Source organism: Paraburkholderia sp. BL25I1N1, assembly GCF_003002025.1.
Lineage (GTDB): Bacteria > Pseudomonadota > Gammaproteobacteria > Burkholderiales > Burkholderiaceae > Paraburkholderia.
In genome coordinates, this window is sequence record NZ_PVZB01000001.1 from 383,733 (window position 1) to 403,633 (window position 19,901).

The 19,901-nt window shown below is 61.7% G+C and carries 19 protein-coding genes; 14 read left to right on the forward strand and 5 right to left on the reverse strand.

The features are described 5' to 3' along the window. The first annotated feature begins 32 nt into the window (after positions 1 to 32). The 5 genes from B0G73_RS01730 (at position 33) to B0G73_RS01750 (ending at position 6,512) form a co-directional block, all read left to right on the forward strand. Positions 33 to 1,187 (forward strand): ABC transporter ATP-binding protein, encoded by a 1,155-nt coding sequence (locus B0G73_RS01730; protein WP_106277305.1) that lies wholly within the window; start codon positions 33 to 35, stop codon positions 1,185 to 1,187. Positions 1,188 to 1,198: 11 nt separating this feature from the next. Further along, on the forward strand, positions 1,199 to 3,184 hold the full coding sequence (locus B0G73_RS01735; protein ID WP_106277307.1) for a beta-galactosidase: 1,986 nt from the start codon (positions 1,199 to 1,201) through the stop codon (positions 3,182 to 3,184). A gap of 87 nt (positions 3,185 to 3,271) precedes the next feature. After that, positions 3,272 to 4,525: an ABC transporter substrate-binding protein gene (locus B0G73_RS01740; RefSeq protein WP_106277309.1), complete on the forward strand. Its 1,254-nt coding sequence runs from the start codon at positions 3,272 to 3,274 to the stop codon at positions 4,523 to 4,525. A 147-nt stretch (positions 4,526 to 4,672) separates the two neighbouring features. Further along, entirely contained in the window at positions 4,673 to 5,650 is a 978-nt protein-coding gene (locus B0G73_RS01745) for a carbohydrate ABC transporter permease (RefSeq protein WP_106277311.1), read from the forward strand. A 10-nt stretch (positions 5,651 to 5,660) separates the two neighbouring features. Next, the gene (locus B0G73_RS01750) at positions 5,661 to 6,512 is read left to right on the forward strand and encodes a carbohydrate ABC transporter permease (protein WP_106277313.1); all 852 of its coding nucleotides are present in this window, start codon (positions 5,661 to 5,663) and stop codon (positions 6,510 to 6,512) included. 240 nt (positions 6,513 to 6,752) lie between these two features. On the opposite strand, the gene B0G73_RS01755 is transcribed toward B0G73_RS01750, so the two are convergent. From B0G73_RS01755 to B0G73_RS40350, 3 genes are all read right to left on the reverse strand, one after another. Beyond that, entirely contained in the window at positions 6,753 to 7,547 is a 795-nt protein-coding gene (locus B0G73_RS01755; RefSeq protein ID WP_106277315.1) for an alpha/beta hydrolase, read from the reverse strand. A gap of 115 nt (positions 7,548 to 7,662) precedes the next feature. Further along, a complete protein-coding gene (locus B0G73_RS01760; protein ID WP_106277316.1) occupies positions 7,663 to 8,013 on the reverse strand; it encodes a DUF4148 domain-containing protein in 351 nt (116 codons plus the stop codon). 62 nt (positions 8,014 to 8,075) lie between these two features. Next, complete coding sequence (locus B0G73_RS40350; protein WP_181196475.1) at positions 8,076 to 8,225, reverse strand: hypothetical protein; 150 nt, start codon at positions 8,223 to 8,225, stop codon at positions 8,076 to 8,078. A gap of 466 nt (positions 8,226 to 8,691) precedes the next feature. Here B0G73_RS40350 and B0G73_RS01765 point away from each other — a divergent pair, with 466 nt between their 5' ends. The 4 genes from B0G73_RS01765 (at position 8,692) to B0G73_RS01780 (ending at position 12,482) form a co-directional block, all read left to right on the forward strand. After that, positions 8,692 to 9,936 carry a Crp/Fnr family transcriptional regulator gene (locus B0G73_RS01765; protein ID WP_106277698.1) on the forward strand — a complete coding sequence of 415 codons (1,245 nt, stop codon included), beginning with the start codon at positions 8,692 to 8,694 and terminating at the stop codon, positions 9,934 to 9,936. A 72-nt stretch (positions 9,937 to 10,008) separates the two neighbouring features. Then, entirely contained in the window at positions 10,009 to 10,773 is a 765-nt protein-coding gene (locus tag B0G73_RS01770) for a flagellar motor protein (RefSeq protein ID WP_012426485.1), read from the forward strand. Positions 10,774 to 10,822: 49 nt separating this feature from the next. Next, on the forward strand, positions 10,823 to 11,491 hold the full coding sequence (locus B0G73_RS01775; RefSeq protein ID WP_106277318.1) for an OmpA family protein: 669 nt from the start codon (positions 10,823 to 10,825) through the stop codon (positions 11,489 to 11,491). A 136-nt stretch (positions 11,492 to 11,627) separates the two neighbouring features. Next, positions 11,628 to 12,482: a helix-turn-helix transcriptional regulator gene (locus tag B0G73_RS01780; RefSeq protein ID WP_106277320.1), complete on the forward strand. Its 855-nt coding sequence runs from the start codon at positions 11,628 to 11,630 to the stop codon at positions 12,480 to 12,482. A gap of 89 nt (positions 12,483 to 12,571) precedes the next feature. Here B0G73_RS01780 and B0G73_RS01785 read toward each other — a convergent pair whose 3' ends face one another. Beyond that, positions 12,572 to 13,132, reverse strand: coding sequence for a thioredoxin family protein (locus B0G73_RS01785; protein ID WP_106277322.1), 561 nt, complete (start codon positions 13,130 to 13,132; stop codon positions 12,572 to 12,574). Positions 13,133 to 13,342: 210 nt separating this feature from the next. On the opposite strand from B0G73_RS01785, the gene B0G73_RS01790 reads away from it, so the two are divergent. The 4 genes from B0G73_RS01790 to B0G73_RS01800 are packed head-to-tail and all read left to right on the forward strand — an operon-like array spanning position 13,343 to position 15,903. Further along, positions 13,343 to 13,714: a GFA family protein gene (locus B0G73_RS01790; RefSeq protein ID WP_106277324.1), complete on the forward strand. Its 372-nt coding sequence runs from the start codon at positions 13,343 to 13,345 to the stop codon at positions 13,712 to 13,714. Further along, positions 13,711 to 13,833 carry a hypothetical protein gene (locus B0G73_RS41035; RefSeq protein ID WP_258193143.1) on the forward strand — a complete coding sequence of 41 codons (123 nt, stop codon included), beginning with the start codon at positions 13,711 to 13,713 and terminating at the stop codon, positions 13,831 to 13,833. Before B0G73_RS01790 ends, B0G73_RS41035 begins: the two co-directional genes overlap by 4 nt. Before the next feature lie 7 nt (positions 13,834 to 13,840). Beyond that, entirely contained in the window at positions 13,841 to 14,581 is a 741-nt protein-coding gene (locus tag B0G73_RS01795; protein ID WP_012426490.1) for a response regulator, read from the forward strand. Next, positions 14,578 to 15,903: a HAMP domain-containing sensor histidine kinase gene (locus tag B0G73_RS01800; RefSeq protein ID WP_106277326.1), complete on the forward strand. Its 1,326-nt coding sequence runs from the start codon at positions 14,578 to 14,580 to the stop codon at positions 15,901 to 15,903. The genes B0G73_RS01795 and B0G73_RS01800 overlap by 4 nt, the downstream gene beginning before the upstream one ends. Before the next feature lie 30 nt (positions 15,904 to 15,933). Here B0G73_RS01800 and B0G73_RS01805 read toward each other — a convergent pair whose 3' ends face one another. Continuing rightward, positions 15,934 to 17,607 carry a cyclic nucleotide-binding domain-containing thioredoxin-disulfide reductase gene (locus B0G73_RS01805; RefSeq protein WP_106277328.1) on the reverse strand — a complete coding sequence of 558 codons (1,674 nt, stop codon included), beginning with the start codon at positions 17,605 to 17,607 and terminating at the stop codon, positions 15,934 to 15,936. 316 nt (positions 17,608 to 17,923) lie between these two features. On the opposite strand from B0G73_RS01805, the gene B0G73_RS01810 reads away from it, so the two are divergent. Next, positions 17,924 to 19,840, forward strand: coding sequence for an SMP-30/gluconolactonase/LRE family protein (locus tag B0G73_RS01810; RefSeq protein WP_106277329.1), 1,917 nt, complete (start codon positions 17,924 to 17,926; stop codon positions 19,838 to 19,840). The last annotated feature ends 61 nt before the right edge of the window (positions 19,841 to 19,901 follow it).

Genomic DNA, 19,901 nt, shown 5'->3' on the forward strand with positions numbered 1-19,901 from the left:
CTTCGAGCCGATTAAATCACGGAGTCGATGCAATGGCGAGCATTTCGTTAAGAGGCGTGCAGAAGGCGTATGGCGACGGCGCGCCGGTGATCCGCGACGTGGATCTCGAGATCGGCGAGAACGAGTTCTGCGTGTTTCTCGGTCCGTCCGGTTGCGGCAAGTCCACCTTGCTGCGCATGATCGCCGGACTCGAAGACCTCACGGACGGCGACCTCTCGATCGGCGGCAAACTCATGAACGACGTGCCGGCCGCGCAACGCGGCGTGGCGATGGTGTTCCAGAGCTACGCGCTGTTTCCGCACATGAGCGTGTTCGAGAACATGGCGTTCGGCCTGAAGCTCGCTAAAACCCCGAAGGATGAAATCGACCGCAAGGTGCGCGAAGCCGCGCGCATCCTGCAACTGGAAGCGCTGCTCGAACGCAAGCCGAAGGCGTTGTCGGGCGGCCAGCGGCAGCGGGTGGCGATTGGCCGCGCGATCGTGCGCGAGCCCGGCGTGTTTCTGTTCGACGAGCCGCTGTCCAATCTCGACGCCACGCTGCGTGGTCAGACTCGCATCGAAATCGCGCGTCTGCACAAGCAGTTTGCCAAAGCCAGCGTGGTCTACGTGACGCACGACCAGATCGAGGCGATGACGCTCGCCGACAAGATCGTGCTGCTGCATGCCGGCAAGGACACCGAGCGCTACGGCAGCATCGCGCAGATCGGCGCGCCGCTCGAGTTGTACCACCGTCCGAAGAGCCGCTTCGTCGCGGGTTTCATCGGCTCGCCGCGCATGAATTTTCTGCCGGGAAGAGTGGCCTCGGTCGATGCGCAAGGCGTCAGCGTCACGCTCGATCACACGCATGAAACCATGCGGGTGCCGGTGAGCGGCGCGGGGCTGCAAACCTCGCAAGCGGTCACGCTCGGCGTGCGCCCTGAACACCTGGAATTCGTCGATCCGTCTTCCGTCGCACCGGACGACGCGGTGCTGACACGCACCGTATCGCTCGTCGAACAACTCGGCGAACACAGCTATGTCCACCTCGATCAGCCCGGCGGCGCCGCGCTGATCGCCAAAGCGCCGGGCAATACACGCCTCGTGCCCGGCGAGCGCGCGAGCTTGCGCGTGCCCCGTTCCGCCTGCCACTTATTTACCGAAGACGGCTTTGCCGCCGCTTCGCTGGAATCCGTCGAACACTACGCATAGAGGACATTCGGATGCGCCTTGGAGTCTGTTATTACCCGGAACACTGGCCGGAGTCGATGTGGGAAGACGACGCTCGCCGGATGAAAGCCCTCGGCATCGAACAGGTGCGGATCGCCGAATTTGCCTGGAGCCGGATCGAACCGACGCCGGGCGAATACGATTGGGGCTGGCTCGACCGTTCGATCGACGTGCTCGGCGCGGCCGGCCTGCAAGTGGTGATGTGCACGCCGACCGCGACGCCGCCCAAGTGGTTGATCGACCGCCATCCGGACATTCTGCCGGTCGGCGCCGATGGGCGCCCGCGTGCGTTCGGCTCGCGACGCCATTACGACTTCTCGTCGCCGTCGTATTTCGCCGCGTCGCAGAAAATTTGCACGGCGGTGGCCGAGCGGTACGGCAAGCATCCGGCTGTCGCCTACTGGCAAACCGATAATGAGTTCGGCTGCCACCACACGGTGGTCAGTTATTCGCCGGCGGCAGTGGGTCGCTTTCGCGAGTGGCTCAAAGCGCGCTATCACACCATCGACGCGTTGAACCGCGCATGGGGCACGGTGTTCTGGAGCATGGAGTACCGCAGCTTCGACGAGATCGACGCGCCGGTGGCGACCGTGACGGAAGCGCATCCTTCGCATCGCCTCGACTACCGGCGTTTCGCCTCCGACGAAGTGGCGCGCTATAACCGCATGCAGGTCGAGATCATCCGCGCGCATTCGCCGGGGCGGCCGGTTGCGCACAACTTCATGCAACTCTTCACCGAGTTCGATCACTACAAGGTCGCCGCCGATCTCGACGTGGCGACGTGGGACAGTTACCCGCTCGGCGCGCTCGAAGAGCAATGGTTCGCGCCGGAGGTGAAAGCGCGTTGGCTGCGTAGCGGGCACCCGGACTTCGCGTCGTTCAATCACGATGTTTATCGTGGCATGTCGAAGCTGCCGTTCTGGGTGATGGAGCAGCAGCCGGGTCCGGTGAACTGGGCGCTGTGGAATCCCGCGCCGTTGCCGGGCATGGTAAGGCTGTGGAGCTGGGAGGCGTTTGCGCATGGCGCGGGCTGCGTGTCGTATTTCCGCTGGCGTCAGGCGCCGTTCGCGCAGGAACAGATGCATGCGGGACTGAATACGCCGGACAACCGCCTGGACGTGGGCGGCAACGAAGCGTCGCAAGTTGCCGGCGAGATTCGCACGGTGCTCGCGGCGAATGCCGACGCCAATGCTACGGTTCGTTCGAAAGTCGCGCTCGTCTACGATTACGAGGCGAAGTGGCTGTTCGAGATTCATCCGCAGGGCGCGGATTTTCACTATCCGCGCTTCGCCTTCGAGTATTACTCGGCGCTGCGCGCGCTCGGGCTCGACGTGGATATCGTGCCGGTGGATGCGCCGCTCGACGGCTACAGCCTGATCGTCGTGCCGCCGTTGCCGGTCGTGCCCGAGGCGTTTGCGGAGCGTCTGGCGAGTTCGGGTGCGCAGGTCGTGCTCGGTCCTCGCACGGGTTCGAAGACTGAAGATCTGCAGATTCCCGCGAATCTGCCGCCCGGCGCGCTGACTTCGGTGTTGCCGTTGCGCGTGTGGCGTGTCGAATCGATGCGGCCGAACGTGACCGAAGCAGTGCGGCTCGTCGACGGCGAAGGGGCTGGCGGAGAAGACGGTTTCGCCCGTCACTGGCGTGATTTCATCGACACCGATGCGGCGCAAGCGCTCGACGTGCGCGCCCGGTTCGCGGACGGCCATCCCGCGTATGTACACGGCGGCGCGTTCCACTACCTGGCGAGTCTGTTCGACGACGCGTTCACGGCACGTCTGTTCACGCGCATCGCGAAGGAAGCGGGACTCGAAACGACGCCGCTCGGCGAAGGCGTGCGAGTGAGCCGCCGCGGCGCGCTGACCTACGTGTTCAACTACGGCGACGAAACGCACACGCTCACCGGCGTAGCCGACGACGCCTTCGTGTTCGGTTCGCACGCGATCGAACCGCAGGGCGTGGCCATCTATCGAACCCAATGACGGCCTGATGCACCGACGCAGTGTCCGATGAAATTCCACGCAGTAACGACAACGACGCAAAATCAAGGAATCAAGGAGACAGGCAACATGAAAATGAAACCACGCAAGATTCTGTTGGCACTCGCGCTGGCCGCCGCGGCGGTGGGGACGTCAGCGATCAGCACGGCGCAGGCCGGTACGCTTACCGCCAACATCGCGTTCAAGGGCGCGAGCCAGCGCGCGGTCTGGCAGTCGGTCATCGACGACTTCAAGAAGGCGCATCCCGGCATCGACGTGAAAGTGTCGTTCGTCGACGAAGAAGCGTACAAGGTGCAATTGCCCGGCTGGCTGACCACGGTCGCGCCCGACATCGTCAACTGGCATGATGGCGAACGCATGGCCTATTACGCGCAGCGCGGCCTGTTCGAAGACCTGAGCGGCGACTGGGCGAAGAACGGCTGGAACGACATGTATGCGTCGACCAAAGAGGCTTCGTCGTATAAGGGCAAGCAGTATGCCGCGCCGACCGTGTACTACTCGTGGGGCATGTTCTATCGCAAGGATCTGTTCCAGAAGGTCGGCATTAACGGCGAGCCGAAAACATGGGATCAGTTTCTCGAGGACTGCAAGAAGCTGAAGGCCGCCGGCATCGCGCCGATCGCCGTGGCGGGCCGTGACTCGTGGACGCTCGCAGGTTGGTTCGATTATCTGGACCTGCGTTTGAACGGTAACGCGTTCCATCAGAAGCTGATGGCGGGCGAGATTCCATACACCGATCCACGCGTGAAGAAGGTTTACACGACGTGGAAGCAATTGATCGATGCAGGCTATTTCATCGACAACTCGCTCTCCTACGATCTCGATTCGGTGCAGCCGTTCCTGTTCCAGGGCAAGGCCGCGATGATGCTGATGGGCACGTTCATCACCGCGGGTTTCCCGCCGAACGTGAAGCCGGAAATGGGCTACTTCCAGTTCCCGATCATCGACGCAAAGGTGCCGACTGCTGAAGACGGCCCGGTGGAATCGCTGCATATTCCGTCGAAGGCGAAGAACAAGGCGGATGCACATACGTTCCTCGCGTTCGTCGAGACGCCGGAAATCGGCGCGAAGCTGGCGACTGGACTCGGCTCGCTGTCGGCGAACAGCAAGTCGCCGGAACCGGAAGATCCGATCTCCAAGATCGGCTTCCAGATTCTTGCGAACACCAAGGGCGGCATCGCGCAGTTCTATGATCGCGACATGACCAAGGAAATGGCCGACGAAGGCATGAAGGGGATGCAGCAGTTCATCTCCGACCCCACGAAGCTAGACGACGTGCTTGCGCAACTTGAGCAGACGCGCAAGCGGATCTACAAGAAGTGAGCGGCGGCGGCCGTCAGGCCGCCTTCCGTTGCGTTGAGTTGCATATCGGATCGGAGTAAGTGCTTTGCATGGGACTGGAGTAACGCGCTAAAGCGCGAACTCCAGTCGACAGCTAAAGCGCCGACTCTGGTCGACAGGAGAACGATTGTGTCGCATTCCGTCACCCGCCACACTGTCGGCGGTCATGCTGAACCCGGCGGCCCGGGGTTGCCTGCGCCGGGCGGCGCCGTGCGCGGCGGCAAGCCGGCCAGTTCGCGGCGGCGCGGGCCGTCGCCCACCGCGCGCCGGCAGCGGCGCGCTGCTTTTCTGTTCCTCGCGCCGGCCTGCGTGATGGTGGCCATCTACGTGGTGTGGCCGATCCTCTCCACCATTCGCCTGAGCTTTTTCAACTGGGATGGGATGAGTGAGCCGTCTTTCGTCGGACTCGCGAACTACGTCGAGTTGTTTCATGCGCAGACGTTCTATACGGCGCTCAAGAACAACGTCATCTGGCTGCTGCTGTTCCTGCTCGCTCCACCGATGGGACTCGCCGTCGCGCTGTATCTGAATCAGGCGGTGGCCGGCATCCGTATCGTCAAATCGCTATTCTTCGCGCCGTTCGTGTTGTCGGGCGTGGTGGTCGGCTTGATCTTCTCGTGGTTTTACGACCCGACCTTCGGCCTGCTCGCGATGATTCTCGGCCACGGCGTGCCGGTGCTCGGCGACCCGCGCTATGCGACGTTCGGGATCGTGTTCGCGGCACTGTGGCCGCAAACCGCCTATTGCATGATTCTCTATCTGACCGGGCTGACCTCGCTGAACGCCGAGCAGATCGAGGCCGCGCGCATGGAAGGCGCGCGCGGCTGGTCGATGCTGTGGCATGTGATCCTGCCGCAACTGCGGCCCACCACGTTCATGGCGATCGTCGTGACGATTATCGGCGCGCTGCGCAGTTTCGATCTGATCTCGGTGATGACGAGCGGCGGTCCGTTCGAAAGCTCGACCGTGCTCGCGTATTACATGTACGACCAGGCGATCAAGTACTACCGCATCGGCTATTCGGCGGCGGTGGCGGTCGTGCTGTTCGCCATCATGCTGGTGTACATCGTCTATCACTTGCGGCGGATGCTGCGCGCCGAGCAATAAGGAGCCGACCATGTTTCCGATTCCCATCGACAAATGGAAGCCGGCCACTCGCCGCATCTACAAATTGACGCTGCCGGTCGCGCTGCTGATCTGGCTGCTGCCGATGATCGCCGTGCTCGTCACGTCCGTGCGTTCGACAGAAGAGCTGAGCGAGGGCAACTATTGGGGATGGCCGAAGCACTTCGCGATGTTTGATAACTATCGCGAGGCGCTGACCACGTCGCCGATGCTGCATTACTTCTGGAACAGCGTGTTGATCACGGTGCCTGCCGTGGTGGGCTCGATTGCGTTGGCGGCGATGGCCGGCTTCGCTCTGGCGATCTACCGGTTCCGTGGCAATTCGACTTTGTTCGCGACATTCGTGGCAGGGAATTTCGTGCCGGTCCAGGTGTTGATGATTCCAGTGCGGGATTTGTCGTTGCAACTCGGGCTTTTCAATACCGTCAGTGCGCTGATTCTGTTTCATGTGTCGTTTCAGACCGGGTTTTGCGCACTATTTCTGCGCAACTTCATCAAGCAGCTGCCGTTCGAACTGGTCGAGGCGGCGCGCATCGAGGGCGCGAATGAATGGACGGTGTTCTTCAGGATAGTGCTGCCGTTGATCCGGCCGGCGCTCGCCGCATTGGCGATTCTCGTGTTCACGTTCGTCTGGAACGACTACTTCTGGGCGCTGTGTCTGACTCAAGGTGACGATGCCGCGCCGATTACCGTGGGCGTGGCCGCGTTGAAAGGGCAGTGGACCACGGCATGGAATCTTGTCTCGGCGGGATCGATTCTCGCGGCATTGCCTTCGGTGGCGATGTTCTTTGCGATGCAGAAGCATTTTGTCGCCGGGTTGACGTTCGGGGCTACGAAGGGTTGACGTGGTTGTGTGTCGTGTTGAGAAGGGTTGCCCGCGAAAGCGGACTTTTTTTCGCAGTGGTCAGTTCAATTTCGCTTGGGATATCTGTGCAGTGGCATGCTCCGCGCGATACGCAAAATCGATCTTCGTTTGAGGATCGAGCGCCCACGAGCACGGCACGCTAGAGCAGCGTGGCGGGCAGCGAGCGATTACCTGATTAAAAGAGCTCTTCGAATCGCTCGGGAGTCTCCACGCCCCAGTTCAAGACTGCGCGTGCTTCGCCGCGTCTTCGATGACCGCTGCCACTTCCTTCGGCCGCGATTCATAGACCGAGTGGCTCGCGCCGGGGATCACCGTCGTGTGGCTATGCGCGCGTGCGTAGTACCAGCGTTCGAGATCAGGGTTGATGATCTTGTCGTCGGCCGCCACGATGCCCCAACTCGGCTTGGTCGTCCACGCAGCGACTGTCATCGGAGCAGAAAAGACTTTCGCGGCCGTCAAAATCTGCGAGTGCGATTCGAACTGCGCTTGCTTGAGCGGCAGATCGGCAGCGAAATCCTTCGGGAAATCCGCGGGATTCAGGTAAGTGTATTCGTCGCCGGTCTTCATGATCGTGCCCGGTTGCTTTGATGTATAGCTCGGCATACCCTTGCCCAGATCGCTTTCATCTTCGCCGACCGCCGGCGCGTGCGCGGCTACATACACCAAACCCACGACGTTCGGATGCACGCCGGCTTCGGTGATGACCGAGCCGCCGTAGCTGTGAGCGACGAGAATCGTCGGGCCGTTCTCCTGATCGAGCACGCGTTTCGTTGCGGCGACGTCGTCGTCGAGCGAGGTCAGCGGTTCCTGCACGATGGTGACGTGATAACCATCCTTGGTCAGTCTGTCATAGACCGGTTTCCAGCCGGAACCGTCCACCCATGCGCCGTGCACGAGAACAATATTGTGGACCGGCGCGTTTTGCGGCTTGGCGTCTTGTGCCATCGCGGCAGTCGAGGCGAAAAGGGCGGCAGACAACGACAACGCCGTAGCGACGAAGGGCAAAACTTTCATGACACACTCCGGTTTTAGGTAAGAAATTTTTCTCGAAAGATTATTTCGAATAGCTTGATAAAAGTAGGAATCCTGTGAATATGAAGGGCGAAACGGGATTCCCGATACGTGTCATTTAGCTGCCGAAGAAGACATTGCAGAAACTGACGGGACCGACGCAGCTGGAATCGGTCGACGCGTGCTTGCGCATACCGGACGAAGACCCGCCGTTCTGCGCCACGCCGCCATACGACGACTGCGTCGATTGCGGAGCGGTCTGCGCGGCGACCTTAGCTTCCGCAGCCTCAATGGCGGCCGGGTAATCGGCGTCATCCCCACGCGAAGGGTTGTAGCCAGCCTGTTCGAGGCGCACCAGATCGGCGCGCACTTCAGCGCGTGTAACGGGGCCGTTCGATTGCGCGAAGCTCAGAACAGGGGCGGCCAACGTGCCGACGGCGAGAGCGAAACAAACCAGAGCTTTTTTCATGATAAAAATTCCTTTAAATGCGATGAGTTGAGAGGCAACGATTGCCTGGAACGTATGCTGATTTAGCTGCCGAAGTACGGGGTGCAGAAACCTGCGGGGCCGACACACTGCTGCGTGTTCGTGTGCACATGTTCTTTCGCTGAGACTTGGGTCGCGAAACCTGCCGAAGCAAGAACGATCAGCGAGAGAATGACGGAAAGTTTGCTTTTCATCTGGATGCCTAACTAGTTAGAGATTAAAGATGCCTTGCGAATTGAGCGAAGCTACGTCTTTGCTTGTCCACCTACATGACCCGCTTGCAATGAGAGCCGCGTGTACATGCCCGTTTCGTCACTACCGTGCAGCGTTTGTTGCTGTCATGTAGGGGCGAACACATCGGGTTTCCGCTTATTCCGAATTTTTTCGCGATTGTGAAGAAAAATTTGAGTCTTACATTTTCATGAACGTTTAGCGCGCCGGCGGCTCGCGCCTCCGCCATGAAATGAAACAGCCGGTATCGCGCAAAGCCTTATCCAGTCAGGCTCCCAAACGTTTGCGCGATTAAGTCTGACGATTACATTTATTAAAGCTTTGCGTTTTGCATGTCGTTATCCAGTCAAATAATCAGGACCATCGGACATGCGCGAGGCTTCTGCACGGCAAGCGCTGACGAGGAAATCGCTCTTCGGGGGAATCATCTTGAATCACCAACGATCGCCATGGTCGCGCACAGCGGCTCCGGGTGAAGTCATCTATTCCGAAGGCTTCGCGGGCGACGCCGTCGTCTACGTCATTGCGGATGGCAAAGTCGAAATCTCCACCCAGTGCGACGAGAAGAAGGTGATTCTCGCGACGCTGGGTAAAGGTGAGTTTTTTGGCGAGGCGGCTTTGTTGCCGCCCGAACCACGAGCACACACCGCGAAAGCACTGAGCTTCTGCCAGTTGACCGTCATCGCGGCGAACGTGGTGGAGGCGGAACTCGAGCGTGTCTCGCCTTTGCTTCGCCATATCGTACGCACGCTGATCCGGCGGATAAAAAAGAAGGACGACGTCCTTGCCACCAATACGCACGCTGACTTTCTGCCGGGTGTCGTCTCCTATGCACACGTCCTTTCGCTGATGGCCGGCGGCGAGAACGCCGACAGGCTGGACGGCCGCATGCGTCGCGCGCAAGGCGAGGAATTCTCGGTACCGCTGCCCGACGTAATCAGAAAGTGTCATGCCATCGCCGGCCATTCGCGTCCGCATGTAATGGCCATGCTCAAGCGAATGGAGAAACTCAACCTCGTGTCGCTCGAACCCGGCCGGTCCGATCGCCCGAGCACCGCCTCGGCACGCTATTCCGCGCAGGACGGTGCAACGAGCCGGCAACTGGTCACGTTCGATCCCGTGCGAATCACCGAGCGTGCCCAACAGGTGGCGGACCACGATCTCGATCTCTCCATTAGCAGCGAACTGGAACTGATCGAACTGGACGACCTGGAAGCCTTGATCGGCGTCGAGAAGAAGGTGATTCTCAACAAACTCTCCCACGCGGAAATCGCGGAAGACCTTTTTGCGTTTCGCAAGACCAAGGTGCTGAATTACGTCGAGGAGAAAGGCATTAGCTATTTCTCGCGCCGCAATACCCGCGGTCTGAGCGACCTGAAGTCGCTCGACGATCTGGAGTTCGTCGACCAACGAACCTTGTTCGAAGCGGTGAGCGCGTTCGACACATACGACCTCGCAAAACTGCTTTCCGCCATGACGGGTCAACCGGTCGGCGAGCGGCTGCTTTCGGTAATGACCGAAGCGAGAAAGAAAGAAGTCTCGTGGGTCATGCGTCGCGAGATCAAGATCGATCCGCTCGAAGTCGCCGAGATCGAAGAACGCTTTCTCGAGATCGTGCGAACGATCAAAGCTCCGGCGGCCATGGCTGCGCCGCTTTCCAATCTGGACGCCTGACGCGCAGCACGCAAACGGCAGGCCGTATCGGCTTCGAGGTTCGAAGTCGCGGCCGGCCATTCGAGAGGACATATGGATCTGTTGACGCTATTTGGCGCGGTGTTCGGCGTGACGGCGATCGTCGCGGGTTTCTCGCTCGAGGGCGGCCACTTTACTTCGCTGTTTCAGTTGGAGGCATTCGTCATCGTTCTGGGCGGCACCTTCGGTGCAGTGATGATTCAGAACACCTGGGCGAGGTTCTTCGACGGCATCAAGCAACTGCGCCTTGCTTTCGTGAAAGCGCGGCAGGTCGATCGCGAGAGCCTGTCGGTTCTGCTCGAGTGGGGCGATCAGGCAAAGTTGAACGGCATGCTGGTGTTCGAGTCGATCGAGGCGGGCGGCATCAATCCGTTTGCCAAGCGAGGTCTGGAGTTGCTGGCAAACGGTGTTTCGACGGCCGTGCTGGAAGACGCCTTGCAACGGGAACTGGATGCGTATGAGCGCAATCACATGTTGGCCGCGCGGATCTGGCAACAGGCAGGCGGTTACGCGCCGACATTCGGTATTCTCGGTGCGGTGCTCGGTCTGATTCAGGTGACCGGCCATATGCTCGAGCCCGCGCAACTCGGGCAAGGTATCGCGGTGGCTTTCGTCGCGACGCTATACGGCCTTGCATTGGCGAATCTGGTCTTTCTGCCGTTGTATGGAAAGATCAGGGCGCAGGTGGACAGCGAATTGCGTTTCAGGCGCTTATATCTCGACGGCTTGCTCGCGATCTCGCGCAAGGAGTCGCCTCACACCATCGAGACGCGGCTCGCAGGTGATGTGCGGGAACGATCGGCCGAGTTGCTGGGCTAGTGTGCTTCGACGGCAATCACACATAATCTCGGGTGCAAACTTTTCGGATATGAACACCTACTCGGGTAACAAGCGCCTCATGGCGGACAAAACGGGCTACGACGCCGCCGATGAAGGCGAGGCGCAATCCGGGCGCTGGCTGATCTCTTACTCCGACCTCATCACCACATTGATGGTGTTGTTCCTCGCACTCTATGTGCTGCAGCTGGCCAAAACGAGAGAACTCGAAATCAAGGCCCTGGAGCGCCACGTGGTGACGGAAGCGGCGTCCGCCACGCCGGATGTTTCGAAGAAGCAACTCCTTTCTCTGCTGGAGCCGCTGCGGGACAACCGCCAGATTACGATTTCGAACGCGGCCCAGGGCGTGGAGATCGCCATCAATGCAAAAATTCTATTCAATTCTGGCGACGCGCGTTTATTGCCGGACTCATTCGACGTGTTGAATCAGATTGCCAGCGTGCTGCGCGAGCGATCGAAGAACAACATTCTCGTGGAAGGGCATACAGACAACGTGCCCATTTCCACGGCGAAATACGAATCGAATTGGGAGCTGTCTTCCGCGAGGGCCGGCGCGGTGGTTCGTTTTTTCGCGGACAAAGGCATCGAAGCGCACCGAATGGCAGCGATCGGCCGGGCCGACAATTTCCCGCTGATCATCGGCGATGACGCAGCGGCGCGCGCAGCGAATCGTCGCGTGACGATACTCGTCGAGTACTAGGTTGTCGCCTGCGCAGACCAAGCTGGCGCACGCCCGGCAGCATTAGGCTTCCATTTTCCATTCGCGCTAGAGTATCGACAGTAGCGTCGGCGCAATGACACGGATCCGACGCAAGAGAAAATTGTCGAGATCCCTTATGCCCGTCAACACTCCGCCTGATCCACTCGGCGCTGCATGCACTTCATTGGGCAGCTTTCTGCGCGATCGCCGCTCACGTTTGCAACCGGCACCGGATGCGCCGAGCCGGCGTCGCACGCCGGGTTTGCGGCGCGAAGAAGTGGCGGCGCGGGCTAACGTGAGCGTCGCGTGGTACACGTGGCTGGAGCAGGGGCGTGGCGGCCTGCCCTCGAACGAGGTGATTGAACGGCTCGTGCGTGCGTTGGAACTCGACGCGGCGGGCCGCGAGATGCTGTTCCTGCTCGCGCAACAGCGACCGCCGCCGCTTGGCCCATTCGCGCCGCAGCAGGTCACGCCGGCATTGCAGAGAGTACTCGATGGCATGCCGAGCAGTCCCGCCATCGTGAAGACGCCGACGTGGGACGTCGTGGCCTGGAACGCAGCCGCGGTCGCGGTGCTCGGCGACTACGCCGCGGTGCCGGCACGCGAGCGCAACGTGCTCAGACGTCTGTTCGGCGGGCCGGCCGTGCGTGAAAGCCAGCCGGATTGGGAGGAAAGCGCGCGTGCCGCGCTCGCCGTCTTTCGCATCGATATCGCGCGCATCGGCGGGTCGGCGGAAGCCGCGGCGCTTGTCGCCGAACTGCAGGCGAGCAGCGCGGACTTCCGCCGCTTATGGGCGGAGAACGACGTGCGCAGTCACTGGATTGGCATGAAGCGTCTGCGCCACTCGCAGGCCGGCCCGATCGCGCTCGAGTATTCGGCCTTCGCAGTGGATGGCGGCGAAGGTCTGAGCATGGTCGTCTTTGCGCCGGCCACGGCCGCGGACCTTCGCGCCGTGCAAGCGCTCATCGCGCGAACCACTCAAGCTGCGTGACGAACGATCGGGCATGTGTCGCGAAAGCGGCGAATTGCAATGCTGCGTATCGCCGGAATCCGCGGATACATTCCGATACGAACCCGCGCTTATCCTTGTTGCGCGAGCAGGGCTTGAATCTTCGCTTCCGTCTTCGCATAGTCGCCTTCGCCGAAATGCGTGTAGACAATGCGGCCCTGCTTGTCGAGCAGATAGAAAGCCGGCCAGTACTGATTGTTGTACGCGTTCCAGGTCGCGTATCGATTGTCCTGTGCGACCGGATAAGTGATGCCGAAGCGTTTGATGGCGGTTTTCACGTTGTCGGTATCGCGCTCGAACGGATACTCGGGCGTATGCACACCGATCACCGTCAACCCTTGGTCCTTGTATTTCTGATTCCAGCTTTTCACGTAAGGCAGCGTGTTGACGCAATTGCCGCAGGTGTAAGTCCAGAAATCGACTAGCACCACCTTGCCGCGCAGTTGCTGCAACGTGAGCGGATCGCTGTTGAGCCACTGCGAAATGCCGGTGAATTCGGGCGCCGCCGCGTTGGCTGCGAGGCCGGGCGCGACCGGTTCGGGCGACCCCGCGAAGGCGGCAATGCCGCTCGCGGCCGCGGCGGCGAGCGCGCTTGCGACGGCGAGCGTTTTGATCTTGGAGGCAGAGAGCATGGCAGTGTCCTTTCAGGAAGAGGCTAAAAACGGCAGTTCGCGTATCGGCCGCGAATGACCGTATTGAAGCGTCCACAGGTATCTGGCATGTGTCGCCCAAACCGCGCGGGTGCAATGTTGTGTATCTGTACGAGGTCCAGATACACTGCGACACAAATCCGCGTGCGAGCCAGGCTATAAAGCAGGCATTGCCAAAACACGGAGAGCACCATGAGCGCCGACCTGCTGCAAGGATCCTGCCATTGCGGGGCCGTCAAATTCGAAGTGCGTAGCCCGGTCACCCCGGCCGGCCGCTGCAACTGCAGCTTGTGCCGCCGCAAGGGCGCATTGATGACGCCGCCGTTCCCGGCAAGCGAGTTGAAGATCCTGAGCGGCGAAGATTCATTGACGCTCTACCAGTTCAACACGCGGGTGGCCCGGCACTATTTCTGCAAGCATTGCGGCATCTATCCGTTTCATCAGACGCGTAAAGACCCGCAGTTGTGGCGAGTCAACATCGGTTGCCTGGAAGGCGTCGATCCGTATAGTCTGGAAGCCGGAGTCGCGGACGGCGCGAGCCTCTCCGTGCTGGAGGACGCATGAAACGCCTGCTGGCTATCGCCGTCTTCCTGACCGGCGGCCTTGCCGCCGAACTGGCGCATCCGGTGCAGTGTTCATTGATGGTTGCGAGCCGGGTGCAATTGAAACGCCAAAAGAGATGATGCATTGATGGAAACCATCGATCACGTACTGATTGTCGACGACGACCGCGGCATCCGCGAATTGCTGGCCGGTTATCTCGAGAAGAACGGCATGCGCGTGTCGCTCGCGGCGAACGGGCGCCAGATGCGCGCGGCGCTGGAGCAGGGCGCGCCCGATCTGATCGTGCTGGATCTGATGATGCCCGGCGAGGACGGTCTGGTGCTGTGCCGCGAACTGCGCGCCGGCAAATTCCGTGCTGTGCCGGTACTGATGCTGACGGCGCGCAACGAAGAGGCGGACCGCATCGTCGGACTGGAAATGGGCGCGGACGACTATCTGCCCAAGCCTTTCGCCGTGCGCGAGTTGCTCGCGCGCATTCGAGCCGTGCTGCGGCGCGCGCGCATGCTGCCGCCCGGCATGCAGGTGACGGAATCGGCGCCGATGCTGGCGTTCGGCGACTGGCGCCTCGACACCACCGCGCGTCATCTGCTGGACGCCGAAGGCACCATGGTCGCGCTGAGCGGCGCCGAGTACCGCTTGCTGCGCGTGTTTCTCGATCATCCGCAGCGGGTGCTCACGCGCGATCAACTGCTCAATCTCACGCAGGGCCGCCAGGCCGATCAGTTCGACCGTTCGATCGATCTGATGGTGAGCCGTCTGCGTCAACGCTTGCGCGATGTCGCGCGCGAGCCGCGTTACATCAAGACGCTGCGCAGCGAGGGTTACGTGTTTTCCGCGGCGGTGACGGCCATCGGGGATCCACAATGAACCGCTGGTCCTGGCTGCACTGGCCGCGCACGCTGTTCGCGCGGCTCGCGCTGATTCTGTTCGTCGGCCTCGCGCTGGCGCAGACCTTGTCGTTCTGGCTCACGCTGACCGAGCGCGACCAGACCATGACCAACGTGATGATGGGTTACATCGAGCGCGAAGTGAGCAGCTCGGTGGCGTTGCTCGATCATCTGCCGCCGAACGAACGCGCGCAGTGGCTGCCACGGCTCGCGCGGCGCAGCTACGAGTTCATCCTGGGTCCGGGCATAGCCGGCAGCCCGATCGATGCGCATCTGTCCGAGCGTGTGGCGCAGTCCATCGCGGAGGGCATCGGCACGCGCTATCCGCTCACGGTGAACGCCGTTCCCGGCGACAAGGAACGCTTGCAGGTTCATCTGCAATTGAGCGACGGCACGCCGCTGACTATCGACATGCGCCCCATGTCGGGCGCGCCGTTGTCGCGCTGGCTGCCGCTCGTGCTGGCGTTGCAACTGGCGGTGCTCGTGGCGTGTTGCTGGCTGGCGGTGCGGCTCGCCACGCGTCCATTGCATCAGCTGGCGCTCGCGGCTGATACGCTCGGCCCGGACTTGAAGGCGGCGCGCCTGCCGGAGGACGGGCCGTCGGAAGTGTCGCGCGCCGCGCGCGCCTTCAACGCGATGCAGGATCGCATCGCCACCTATATGACCGAACGCATGCAGATTCTGGCGGCGATTTCGCACGACCTGCAAACGCCGATCACACGCATGCGCCTGCGCGTCGACGTGATGGACGACGACGCGCAGGGCGCGAAGCTGCGCCAGGATCTGCAGGAAATGGAAAGCCTGGTGAAGGAGGGCGTGACGTACGCGCGCACGCTGCACGGTGCGACTGAAGTGCCGTGCCGCGTGGATCCCGACGCGCTGCTCGACAGTCTCGTCTGCGATTATGTCGACGCCGGCCAGGCGGTCAGCCTGGAAGGGCGGCTCGGCGATTCGCTGGTGACGCGTCCGCAAGCCTTGCGCCGCATACTCGGCAACCTGGTGGACAACGCGCTGAAATTCAGCGGCGCGGCCGAGATCACGGCGGCCAGTTTGCCGAGCGGAGAGACGGCGATCGCCGTACTCGACCGCGGCCCCGGCATACCGGCGGAGTCGCTGGAAGCGGTGTTCGAGCCGTTCTACCGGCTCGAAGCGTCACGCAATCGCGATACCGGCGGCACGGGGCTGGGCCTCGCCATCGCGCGGCAACTGGCCATGGCAATGGAGGCGACCCTCACGCTGCACACCCGTTCCGGCGGCGGTCTGGAAGCGCGCTTGACGTTGAGGAACCTGCGCAACGCGTAGCGGCCGTCGCGAATCGCCAGGCGCCCGGCCTCAGCGGATCAGCGCCAGGTATTGATGCAGCGACTGAATCGCGGCCGCTCCTTCGCCGACCGCGGCGGCGACCCGCTTGACCGATCCGCTACGCACGTCGCCCACGGCGAAGATGCCGGGCCGGCTGGTCTCCAGATAATGCGGCGGGCGGTCCGACGACCACTGCGGCATTGCATCGGGACCGGTGAGCACGAAGCCGTGTTTGTCGAGCGCGACGCAATCACCTAGCCAGCCGGTGCTCGGCTGCGCGCCGAGAAACAGGAACACATGGCGGATCGGTTTCTCCTCGATGTGGCCTTGATTGTCCCACTTGATCGATTCGAGTTGCGTCTCGCCGTTCAGTTCGACGATCTGCGTGCGCACATGAACGCTGATGTTCGCCGCGGCTTCGATGCGTCGGATCAGATAGTTCGACATGCTCGCGCTGAGTCCGTCGCCGCGAATCACGATATGCACGTGACGCGCGAATCCCGACAGGAACACCGCGGCCTGCCCAGCCGAATTTCCCCCACCGACGATGATCAATTCCTGGTTGTTGCAGAACGCGGCTTCCATATAGGTCGCGCTGTAGTAGATGCCGCTTCCCTCGAATTCTTCGAGACGCGGCAGCAGCGGTTTCCGATAGCGCGCGCCGGTCGCTATAACAACCGCGCTGGCATAGACGTGTTCGCCGTAATTGAGGCGCAGGTGAAAGGGCGGCGCGTTCTCACATTCGATGCCAAGTACTTCGATGGGTACGCCGACTTCCGCGCCGAACTTGCGGCATTGAGACAAGCCACGGCCGGCGAGCGCTTGCCCTGAAATGCCGGTAGGGAATCCGAAGTAATTTTCTATTTTCGAACTGGTGCCGGCCTGGCCGCCTGGCGCCTTGGTGTCGACCACCGCCACTCTCAGCCCTTCGGACGCCGCGTACACCGCGGCCGCGAGGCCTCCCGGTCCCGCGCCGACCACGACCACGTCGAACCGCTCGCCGTTCAGCCGGTCGGGGCTCAGGCCGATCGCATCGGCCACCGCGCGGTTGGTCGGCTGCTTCAGCACGTTGCCTTGCCCGGTGACGATCACCGGTATGTCGGCTTCGGTCGCGTCGTAACGCTCGAGCAGCCCTTTGGCTTCCTCGTGCTCGACGATATCGAAGTAGGCGAAAGGCTGCGCGTTGCGGCTCAGGAAATGCCGCAGCACGAGCGTACTCCACGAAGCCGAACTGCCGATCACCAGCGTGCCGCCGTGCTGATCCTGAATGAACGCGACGCGCCGCAGGATATAGGCGCGCATGATCGTTTCGCTCAACTCCGCTTCGGCGACGACGAGCGCCCGCAGCGATTCCTCGTCGATCACGATCACTTCGCAATCGCTGGTGGCGCGTGCCGTCGCGACCGCGCCGCGGCCGGCGAGCGTTCCCACTTCGCCGGTGAAGCTGCCGGGGCCGTGCGTGCCGAGAACGTGGTGCTTGTCTCCAGCGCCTCGCGACGCTTCGATCGTGCCGGAGACGATGGTGAACATGGGAATGTGCCGTTCACCTTCAGTGAACAGAACGTCGCCTGCTTTCAGCCGCCGGCGTTCGCCATATCGTTCGAGCACCGCAAACTGCTTTTCATTGAGCCTTGGAAAAATCTGATGATGACGGCTGCCGCCCGCCACCAGGTCTTCGGGTCTGCTTGACGATTTATTGCCCATGGAGCGTTCCGAATGGAGGGCGCGTGTTGCGCGCCGGGGTGAACTCGCGGCCGGATGCCGCATTGGCGCGAACGGTCCGAATGATCGGAGAGGACGGCGGACCGTCTTGTCCGCAGAGATTGTGCGCCTGAGTTTAGTGGTCGGTAAAGTGCGAAAAATAGGGGTGTGCCGCTTGCCAGCGGGCAGCTGCTCTCCATTTACATGCACGCTGCATGGTTTAACCACTGGGCCCGGAACGTTTCTTCATACCAAACACCAAGCTTTCATATCTGGCGAGGTACATTGTCGAGGAACGATTGTTCGGGGAGCAACACTCATGATCAAGCATCGCGTCCTTGCCGCGCTTCTATGCGCGGCAACCTTCATGTTCGCGCCGCTCAGTTACGCGCAATACACCACCGACTGGCTGGGCAATACGTTCGGCACACTCGCCACGCATGTGGGCAACACCGCGCGTTCGCTGTGGGTCGCGCCCGAAGGCGTGATCTACACGGCTTCATTGTGGGACGAGAACGAGGGCGGCGTCGCGGTCTATCAGAACGGCCGGAGCCTCGGCTCGATCGGCACGCACGCCAACTTCCAGGGCAGCGCGATTACCGGCGATGCCACGTCGATCTTTGTAGCGTTGCAATACAACAGGTCGTTCGGCAGCGGCTCGGTGGGGCGCTACAACCGCGCCACGCAGACGCGCGACCTGATCATTCCCGTCAGCGTGTGGACGTCGATACCGCATGCCGATGTCATCACCGGACTCGCAACTGCGGGCTCATTGCTGTATGCCAGCGACTTCTTCGGCAATCGCGTACGTGTCTTCACGACCGACGGCGTCTGGCAGCAGGACATCAAGGTATCGAGCCCCGGCGCGTTGGCGCTGGATAGCGTCGGCAATCTGTGGGTCGCTCAGCAGAGCGCGGGCACGATCGTCGAATTCAGTCCGGCCGGCGCGCTGCTCAATACGATTCAGATGCCGGCGGCGTCGCGGCCGTCCGCGTTGTATTTCGATGCCGCGTCCGGGCAACTCATGGTCGGCGACCAGGGGCCGGACATGAACATCAAGCGCTATACGATCGCGGGCACGCCGACACTTGCCGGCACATTCGGCGTTCAGGGCGGCTATCTCGACACTACCAGCGGCATCAAAGGGCAGGTGGGCGACAAGCGCTTCACACGCGTGGCGGGCATCGGCAAGGACGCCGCCGGCAACCTGTATGTGCTGAACAATCCGTGGGGCGGCGGTTGGGACCTCGGCCGCAACGGCGCTACCGACCTTCACGCGTACGACAGCGCCGGCAACCTCGAATGGAAATTACAGTCGCTCAACTTCGAAGCGATCGCCGCGCCGGACCCATCGACGGACGCGGCCTACTTCTATAGCGGCACGCACATTTACACCGGCACGGCGGGCGGCACCTTCGTCGCGAACACGGTCGATCCGTTCACGTATCCGTCCGATCCGCGCCTGAACATGAACGACACGCAACGCGGCCAACACTTCGGCCAGCTCGTCACGGTCGGTGGCAACCGGATTCTGGTGGCGTCCGGACAGAACCCGGGCATCTTCAACTTTTTTCATTTCAACCCGGCGAGCGGCTACATAGCGATTCCGGACGCGTCGATTCCGGGGACGGCGTTCAATACGAACCTGCAGGTCACGGGCGGCTTTTGCATCGACAGCCGGGGCGATGTGTGGGCCGGGCTGGACCGGACCAATCACATCTATCACTATCCGCTAAGTGGCTTCGAGGGCAATGGCAAGCCGTCATGGGGACCGGCGGTTACGATTTCCATTCCGCAAAGCATCCGGCCGCTCACGCGCATCCTCTACCTTGCGGAGAGCGACACCATGATCCTCGCGCAGGGCATTGCCGGCAGCTGGGACTGGACCGCCATGCAGTCGCGTATCGAGGTCTATCACGGCTGGAGCGCGGGCAACACCACGCGGCCCGATCCGGTGATCACGCTCACCAGTGCCAATCCCAAGTCGATCACGGCGGCGGGCAATTATCTGTTCGTCGGCTACGTGCACACGGTGCCCAATATCGACGTTTTCAATCTCACCACCGGCCAGCTCGTTACCACGCTGATCAATTCGAGTCCCACGACCGTGGATGTCGGCAACGATGTCGATTCGATGTACGGCCTGCGCGCATATCTGAGGGCAGCGGGCGAGTATGTGATCACGAAAGACAACTACAACGGATCGAGCATCGTGGTGTATCGCTGGACGCCGTGACGGCCGTGCGCATGGGCATGGGCATGGCATGCCATGCCTATCGGATAAGATACGGCCCGCG

Coding starts and splice junctions, on each gene's coding strand:
- B0G73_RS01810 (WP_106277329.1), top strand. CDS start 17,924: ATGATCAAGCATCGCGTCCTTGCCGCGCTTCTATGCGCGGCAACCTTC.
- B0G73_RS41035 (WP_258193143.1), top strand. CDS start 13,711: ATGAAACGCCTGCTGGCTATCGCCGTCTTCCTGACCGGCGGCCTTGCC.
- B0G73_RS01795 (WP_012426490.1), top strand. CDS start 13,841: ATGGAAACCATCGATCACGTACTGATTGTCGACGACGACCGCGGCATC.
- B0G73_RS01755 (WP_106277315.1), bottom strand. CDS start 7,547: ATGAAAGTTTTGCCCTTCGTCGCTACGGCGTTGTCGTTGTCTGCCGCC.
- B0G73_RS01800 (WP_106277326.1), top strand. CDS start 14,578: ATGAACCGCTGGTCCTGGCTGCACTGGCCGCGCACGCTGTTCGCGCGG.
- B0G73_RS01775 (WP_106277318.1), top strand. CDS start 10,823: ATGAACACCTACTCGGGTAACAAGCGCCTCATGGCGGACAAAACGGGC.
- B0G73_RS01780 (WP_106277320.1), top strand. CDS start 11,628: ATGCCCGTCAACACTCCGCCTGATCCACTCGGCGCTGCATGCACTTCA.
- B0G73_RS01785 (WP_106277322.1), bottom strand. CDS start 13,132: ATGCTCTCTGCCTCCAAGATCAAAACGCTCGCCGTCGCAAGCGCGCTC.
- B0G73_RS01790 (WP_106277324.1), top strand. CDS start 13,343: ATGAGCGCCGACCTGCTGCAAGGATCCTGCCATTGCGGGGCCGTCAAA.
- B0G73_RS40350 (WP_181196475.1), bottom strand. CDS start 8,225: ATGAAAAGCAAACTTTCCGTCATTCTCTCGCTGATCGTTCTTGCTTCG.
- B0G73_RS01740 (WP_106277309.1), top strand. CDS start 3,272: ATGAAAATGAAACCACGCAAGATTCTGTTGGCACTCGCGCTGGCCGCC.
- B0G73_RS01735 (WP_106277307.1), top strand. CDS start 1,199: ATGCGCCTTGGAGTCTGTTATTACCCGGAACACTGGCCGGAGTCGATG.
- B0G73_RS01760 (WP_106277316.1), bottom strand. CDS start 8,013: ATGAAAAAAGCTCTGGTTTGTTTCGCTCTCGCCGTCGGCACGTTGGCC.
- B0G73_RS01750 (WP_106277313.1), top strand. CDS start 5,661: ATGTTTCCGATTCCCATCGACAAATGGAAGCCGGCCACTCGCCGCATC.
- B0G73_RS01805 (WP_106277328.1), bottom strand. CDS start 17,607: ATGGGCAATAAATCGTCAAGCAGACCCGAAGACCTGGTGGCGGGCGGC.
- B0G73_RS01770 (WP_012426485.1), top strand. CDS start 10,009: ATGGATCTGTTGACGCTATTTGGCGCGGTGTTCGGCGTGACGGCGATC.
- B0G73_RS01730 (WP_106277305.1), top strand. CDS start 33: ATGGCGAGCATTTCGTTAAGAGGCGTGCAGAAGGCGTATGGCGACGGC.